Genomic DNA, 6,994 nt, shown 5'->3' with positions numbered 1-6,994 from the left:
GACCCAAAACAGGTTCAAAGGAAGGTCCTTTCCTTTGTGTGCCTATCATAACATACCCCCCCCCGGTGTCAAGACCCAATTTCAAAATTTCCCATTTTTTCTTTATTTTCTTTAGTTTGGAGTTTCTAACTTCGGAGGCAAAACAAAAAGCGCCCGCCAAAGCGGGCGCATACGGCGCATCCATTCTATTTTACAGCACCATCAGCAGGGTGCCCGCGCCGATCAGGACGCAGCCGAACAGGCTCTTGGATGTGAAGGGCTCATGCAGAAAGACAAAAGCCAGCACCAGAGTGATCACCACACTGAGCTTATCCACCGGCACCACCTTGCTGGCCGCGCCGATCTGCAGCGCATGGTAATAGCACAGCCAGGACGCCCCTGTGGCCAGACCCGACAGGATCAAAAACAGCCAGCTTTTGGGGTCGATGCCCTGGATACCCTTCTGGGCGCCGGTCAAAAAGACCATCCCCCAGGCCAGCGCCAGGACCACGGCCGTCCGTATGGCGGTGGCCAGGTTGGAGTCCACCCCCTCGATGCCCACCTTGGCCAGGATGGATGTCAGGGCTGCGAACACCGCCGACCCCAAAGCAAACAGAAACCACATTCCATATCACCTCGATGTTTTTATTATAGCGCTGCCGAACCTTCTGTACAAGACACACAAACGCCCCCATGTCCAAAAACACGAGGGCGCCGTTTTAACCCTGGGCTTTGATCTCGGTTTCGAGGACGGTGTGGCCCTGGGGGATGGCATAGCGCACCGCCGGGATGCGGACGTTGGGGCTGTACAGGCTGACGTTGGGGTCGCACTGGATGACGGTCCCTTCGCCGCTGCCGCTGACGGTGCAGCTCAAAGTCCGGTTGCGGGCGCTGGCCTGGCCGCCGGCGGTGGACTCCAGATAGCCGGGGGCAAAGCAGGGGACCGCAAAGCCGCAGTCATACGCTTCGCACGCCCAGCTGCTGTCGATCTCGTGGCGGCGGATGTGGCCCTGGGGAGTGGGTATGATGGTGGTGGTTACCTGGATGCCCGGGAAGGGGCTCCACCGGCTGACCACGCGGTCCTCCTGGATCTGGTGGGAGAGGGATACCTTCCGCACAAACACATTGTCGTCGATGACAAAGGCCAGCATACTGTCGGGGGCCGCCTGCCAGATCACCTCGCGGCTGCGGGAAGCGCAGAACCCAGACCGGGTATCGTAGGCGAACTTGGCGTATTTCTCGGGGAACTGGCCGTGGCCATGTCCCTCGTTGACGCCAGCGGCATAGGCGGTCACCCGGCCGCCGGAGCGGGCCACCAGCATGTTGGCATGGGGCATGGGCTTGACCGCGTCCAGCTCGGGCAGGGGCAGAGCCTCCGCCTGCCAGAAGGGGTGGTCATCCGGCAAAGCCAGCAGAATGAAGCTCTTCATCCCCCAGTAGGGGCTGCCGGGGGCGTTGTACCGCTCGGCCATGTACATCTGGGGATAGCAGTAGCCGATGGTCAGGATGCCGTCCCGGTCGAACATCTTCTGCTCCAGCCACCAGTTGAAGTTGCGGACGATCAGCCCCTTCATCACCCCTAGGGGGAAGGGCTCCAGCCCGGCCCAGACGCAGGCCGCCCAGAAGCAGTTTTGGGCGAAGCGGTAGGTCAGGCTGCGGCCATAGGGCAGGGCCGCGCCGTTCTGGTCGAACCAGTAGATGAACTGCTGTGCGAACAGCTCCGCCCGGCCGCGGTAGAGCGCCGCCCGCTCGGGGTCGGTGTCTGCGGCGAATTTGGAGTAGAGCACCCCGTAATACTGGATGGCCCAGGGGATGTAGTAATCTTTCTGGGGGCTGGCGCCGTCGGTGGACCAGCCGTCCCCGCTGTAATAGCTGTCGATCCGGGCCAGGCCCCGGGCCATGTTGTCGGGGTCGTAGGGCATCCCGCACTTTTTCAGGGCCAGGTTGACCAGGATCATAAAGAACTGCCAGTTGCACTCGGGGATCTGGTGGTGGTTGATCTGGTCCAGCCAGCGGGCCAGGTTCTGCTTTTCGGTGTCCGAGAGGGGGTCCCACAGCTTTTCGGGGACGGTGAGCAGGCCGCAGGCGATGGCGGCCATCTCGACAAAGCACTGGTCGTAGTCCCCGCACTCCCCCCAGTATTCGGGGTTCTGGGGGTCCGCGCCGGCGGCCAGGCCGCGGCGGTAGATCTCCTCAAAGGCGGGGTCCGAACCGCCCCCCGCCCAGAAGGGCACCAGCGCCCACAAAGGCCGGCTGAACGCCTCCAGCTCGATGGCGGCCTGGCCATAGGTGACGCCGGTCTCCCCCAGGTGGAGCCGGGCCCGCCCCGCCGAATAGCAGGGCTTGAGAGGGTCAAGGAACAGGTGCATCAGCGCCTGGAAATCCTGTTTGGAAGAAAGCTGCATACAGTTGCCTCACTTATCGTTTCTAGGTCCAAAAGCAGGCAGGGCGCCTGCTCACCAATACATCTCCCAGTCTTTGGTCAGACGGGTCAGCGCTTCCATATAGAAGTAGTCGCCCCAGCTGGTGCACTCATCCACGCCCTCGGGGGTGCAGGTGTTGTAGGGGCTCTTTTTGCTGTAAGTGCCGTGGAGCAGCTGCCCCGAACCAAGGGTGCCGGGCCGGACGGCGTAGTTGTCCCACAAAGAGGCCAGCATCTGCCGGGCCAGGGTGCGCCAGCTCTCGGCCTCGGCGGGGTCGGCATACTTGGCCGCCTCCAGCAGGCCGCAGGCCACGATGGCCGCCGAGGAGGAGTCCCGGGGCTCGCCGCTCTCGGGGGCAAAGATCATATCCCAGCAGGGCACCAGGTCGTCGGGCAGCCGGGAGAGGTAGAACGCCAGCGCCTTCCGGAACACCTCCAGGAATTTGGGGTCGTGGGTGTAGGTGTAGCCGATGGCGCTGCCATAGACCCCCCAGGCCTGGCCCCGGGCCCAGAAGCTGTCGTCCTTGTAGCCCTGGCAGGTGCGGCCTCCCTTGGGGGTGCCGTCGGGGTTCATGTAGAAGGTGTGGTAGGTGCTGCCGTCCGGCCGGAAGGAATAGGCCAGGCAGGTGGCCGTGTGGGCCGCGGCGATCCGGCGGTATTTGTCATCCCCGGTCTCCTCCGAGGCCCAGTAGAGCAGGGGCACATTGAGCATACAGTCGATGATGAAGCGGTAGTTATCGGGGTCGTCCATGGTGCCCCAGGCCTGGAGAAAGCGCCCGCTGGGCTGGTAGCGGGTCAGCAGCTGGTCCGCCGCCGCAAGGGCGGCCGCCCGGCCCTTTTCGCTGCCCACCAGCTTCCAGGCTGCCACACAGGAAGGGCTGTACAGAAAGCCCATGTCGTGGTGGTCCACCTCCACCTTCCGGCGGATGCGGTCGGCAAAGCTGTCCACCTGGGCCAGGGCGGCGGCTTTCAGGGTCTCCTGGCCGGTGGCCTCATAGGCCAGCCAGATCTCCCCGGGCCAGAAGCCGCAGGTCCACTGGTTGTTGGGGCAGCCGGGGTAGACGCCGCCCACGCTGGAGTGGTTCTGGCACTGCCAGGTGTACAGGGGAAGGTTGGTCTCCACCTGGCGGCAGGCGTCGGCCAGGGCCTGCCGGGCCTCGGAGTCGGTGAGGACGCGGTTTGGGAAGGTGCGCATACAATGCCTCCTTGCAGACAAAAGAAGGCGGGGCCGGGCAAACGCCCCGGCCCCGCCCCGTTGATGTTGGGATATCGTCAAAGACAGGGTCCCTCGCGGGCGGATCTCAGCCCTTGATGCCGCTGGAAGCGACGCCCTGGACGAAGTATTTCTGGAGGGACAGGAATACGATCAGCACCGGGATCAGCACCACGACCGACGCGGCCATGATCAGGCCATACTCCGCCGAATACTGGGAGATGAACATACGCAGGCCGATCTGGATGGTCTTGAGCTCGGTCCGGGTCAGGTAGATCAGGGGACCAAGGAAGTCGTTCCAGGTGTTGACGAAGGTGAAGATGGTCAGGGTAGACAGGGCCGGCAGGCTGAGGGGCAGCATGATGTGCCACCAGATGCCGTATTCCGTCAGGCCGTCGATCCGGGCGGCCTCGCACAGCTCGCTGGGCACCCCTTCATAGAACTGCTTCATCAAAAAGACGCCGAAGGCGCTGAACGCCTGCAGGCACATGATGGCCAGGTGGGTGTTATTCAGTCCCCAGGAGCTCATCATCATGAACTGGGGCACCATGTAGGCCTGCCAGGGCACCGCGATGGTGGCGATGTAGCCCAGGAACAGGACGTTCTTGCCCTTGAACTGCATCTTGGCAAAGGCATAAGCCGCAAAGGACGAGGTGAACAGCTGCAGCAGGGTGACCACGATGGTGATCTTGGCGGTGTTCTTGATGAAGGTCAGCAGGGGGATCTCGGTCCAGATGTCCACATAGTTCTGCCAGCGGGGGTTTGCGGGGATCCACTGGATGGGGAAGCCGAACACATCCTTGTTCTCTTTGAAGGAGGAGGAGAGCATCCACAGGAAGGGCAGCAGCATGAAGGCGGTGATGACGATCAGGAAGAAGTAGATCATGAACCGCATGATGGCGTTGCGCCGCTTCTGGGACGCATGATCTTTGACAGCAGAAACAGCCATGGTTATCCTCCTCCCTTAATTTTCGCCCCGCGAGCCGCGGAACTGGATGACGGTCACGATCAGCACCAGTACGAACAGCACCATGGCGATGGCGCTGGCATAGCCATACTTGGGGGTGTTGACGAACGCGACGTTGTAGATGTAGTACACCAGGGTCATGGTGGCGTTGCCGGGACCGCCCTGGGTGATCATGTACATCTGGTCGTAGACCTTGAAGCCCGAGATGGTCAGCATGATGACCACAAAGAAGGTGGTGGGGCGCAGCTGGGGCAGGGTGATGTGCCAGAACTGCTGCCAGCGGTTGGCGCCGTCCAGCTCGGCGGCCTCGTTCAGGTCGGGGTTGCAGCCCTGCAGGCCGGCCAGATAGATGACCATGTAGTAGCCCATGTTCTTCCACACGCTGAACAGGATGACCGTCAGCATGGCGGTATCCTTGCCCGCAGCCCAGCGGGGCAGGTTCTCCACGCCCAGGGCGGCCAGCAGCGAGTTGACCGGGCCCATGGCGGGGTTGAAGATCATGTTCCACACGGCGGCCACCGCGACCAGCGATGCCACGTAGGGGAAGAAGGCCACGGTACGGAAGAAGTTGCGCAGGCGGACGTTCTGGTTGAGCAGGACCGCCATGGCCAGGCTGCACACCAGCGTCAGGGGCACCGTGCCCACCACATAGACGATGGTGTTGACCAGAGCCGCCTGGAAGATGCGGTCGGTCTGGAACAGCCGGATGAAGTTGGAAATGCCCACAAACTCGATGGCGTGGCGGCCGTCCCAGGAGCAGAAGGCCAGCGCGATGGCAAAGACCATGGGCACCAGTGTAAAGACACAGAAGCCGATGAAGTTGGGGGCGATGAAGGTGTAAGCGGTCAAAGTATCCCGCACCGATTTCCGCAGCACTTTGCGGGGCGGCTTGTCCGCCTTGACGGCAGCGGCAGGATTGGCCATAGGGGAGTTCCTCCTTTCCGAGTCACTTACAAATAAAGCGGGGCGGGCGTCAGATGCCCGCCCCGCACCGGTACAAAAGGATCAGGCGCTCCGCACAGCGATCAGGCCAGGATGACCGACACCTGATCGTTCATGTTCTGGATGCCCTCGTCCACCGTCTCGCTCAGGGTCATGATGGCGTCATGCTCTGCATTGAGGATGGTCTCGATGTCGGAAGCGTACATGGTGTAGGGCATCTCCAGGTAGACGGCGGTGGTGTTCAGCGCCTCGATGGAAGCCTCGTCCTGGGGGAAGCCCTCGGTGGCGCTGATGATCTGGTTGGTCTCAGCGGAACCGCAGGCGGGGAAGGTGCCGGTCTCGGCGATGACCTTGGCGCCCTCCTCCGACACACACCAGTTGATGAAGTCGGCGGCAGCCTCAGCCTTGGGCGAATCCACGTTGATGGCCAGGGCGGTCACGGTGCCCAGGGTGGAGCCGGCGGGGGCGTTGGCGGGGTGAGGATACTTGACCATGCCCCAGTTGAAGGGAGTCTCGGCCTCGGCCATGTAGGTCTGCAGGGTGGCGATGAACCAGCTGCCCATGGGCATCATGGCGCACTGCTGGTTCTCGAACGCTGCCGAGTAGTGCAGGGAGGAGGTCTTCAGGTAGCCGTAGTCCATGCAGATGCCGTCGTTCTGCTGGGCCAGCACCAGGTCGTAGGTGGGCTTCATGAAGTCGTAGGTACCGTCCACGATGGTGTGCTCGCCGTCCAGGATGGAGAACAGGGACACGCAGGAGCGCCAGGTGTGGTAGTGGGTGCCGTACACCTTGCCGTCGCCCTCGCCGCTGGTCATCTGACGGGCCAGAGCGTCGTACTCCTCCATGGGCAGGTCGTTGGCGGGGTAGGGCACGCCGGCAGCGTCGAACAGATCCTTGTTGTAGAACAGGACCCAGAAGTCGTTGCGGAAGGGCACGGCGTAGAAGTTGCCGTCGTCGGTGGTCAGCTGCTCGATGGTGCCGTTGAAGTCGGCGGTGTCACGGGTCAGCACGTCGTTCATGGGGGCCAGGTAATCCAGGTTGATCAGGTTGGCGTAGCCGGGGATATCCTTGATGCTCAGGATATCGATATCGGCCGAGCCGGCCAGCTGGGTGGCCAGGACGGTCATGTAGTCGGTGGAACCCAGGTCCAGCATCTCGATGGTCACATCCGAGTGGCTGGCCATGTAGCCGTCCGCCATGGCTTTCCAGTATGCGGTGGACTCCATATCCCACACGGTCCAGACCAGGTTGGTGGCGCCGCTCTCGGAAGCAGCGCCGGACGCAGCGGTGGAACCGGCCGTGGAAGCCGCAGTGGAGCTGGAGCTGCCGCCGCAGGCAGCAAGTGCAGTGGTGCCGGCGACGACCGCGGCAGCCTTCAGGAACGAACGGCGGGAAATCTTTCTCATGATCTTTGCCTCCTGTGGAAATCTTCTTCTCTTTCTTCTTGGGACCTTTGGGGAATCCCGGCGTC

General features: G+C 62.6%; 7 protein-coding genes. All 7 read right to left on the bottom strand.

The window, feature by feature from the left end; all coding sequences use genetic code 11:
• On the bottom strand, positions 1 to 184 hold a 184-nt coding region (locus B5G12_RS14830; RefSeq protein WP_204245680.1), incomplete at its 3' end, for a hypothetical protein.
• Positions 185 to 190: 6 nt separating this feature from the next.
• A complete protein-coding gene (locus B5G12_RS11745; protein WP_087325029.1) occupies positions 191 to 604 on the bottom strand; it encodes an EamA family transporter in 414 nt (137 codons plus the stop codon).
• 94 nt (positions 605 to 698) lie between these two features.
• On the bottom strand, positions 699 to 2,384 hold the full coding sequence (locus B5G12_RS11740; RefSeq protein ID WP_087325028.1) for a DUF2264 domain-containing protein: 1,686 nt from the start codon (positions 2,382 to 2,384) through the stop codon (positions 699 to 701).
• A gap of 51 nt (positions 2,385 to 2,435) precedes the next feature.
• On the bottom strand, positions 2,436 to 3,596 hold the full coding sequence (locus B5G12_RS11735) for a glycoside hydrolase family 88 protein (protein WP_087325027.1): 1,161 nt from the start codon (positions 3,594 to 3,596) through the stop codon (positions 2,436 to 2,438).
• Between the two features lie 106 nt (positions 3,597 to 3,702).
• A complete protein-coding gene (locus B5G12_RS11730) occupies positions 3,703 to 4,563 on the bottom strand; it encodes a carbohydrate ABC transporter permease (protein ID WP_087231207.1) in 861 nt (286 codons plus the stop codon).
• A 15-nt stretch (positions 4,564 to 4,578) separates the two neighbouring features.
• A complete protein-coding gene (locus B5G12_RS11725; protein ID WP_087231210.1) occupies positions 4,579 to 5,505 on the bottom strand; it encodes a carbohydrate ABC transporter permease in 927 nt (308 codons plus the stop codon).
• 101 nt (positions 5,506 to 5,606) lie between these two features.
• Positions 5,607 to 6,929: an extracellular solute-binding protein gene (locus B5G12_RS11720; RefSeq protein ID WP_087325026.1), complete on the bottom strand. Its 1,323-nt coding sequence runs from the start codon at positions 6,927 to 6,929 to the stop codon at positions 5,607 to 5,609.
• Positions 6,930 to 6,994 lie beyond the last annotated feature (65 nt).

The organism is Faecalibacterium sp. An58, from assembly GCF_002161515.1.
In the GTDB taxonomy this organism is placed as follows: Bacteria; Bacillota; Clostridia; order Oscillospirales; family Ruminococcaceae; genus Faecalibacterium; species Faecalibacterium avium.
This window is presented reverse-complemented; position numbering and strand designations above follow the sequence as displayed.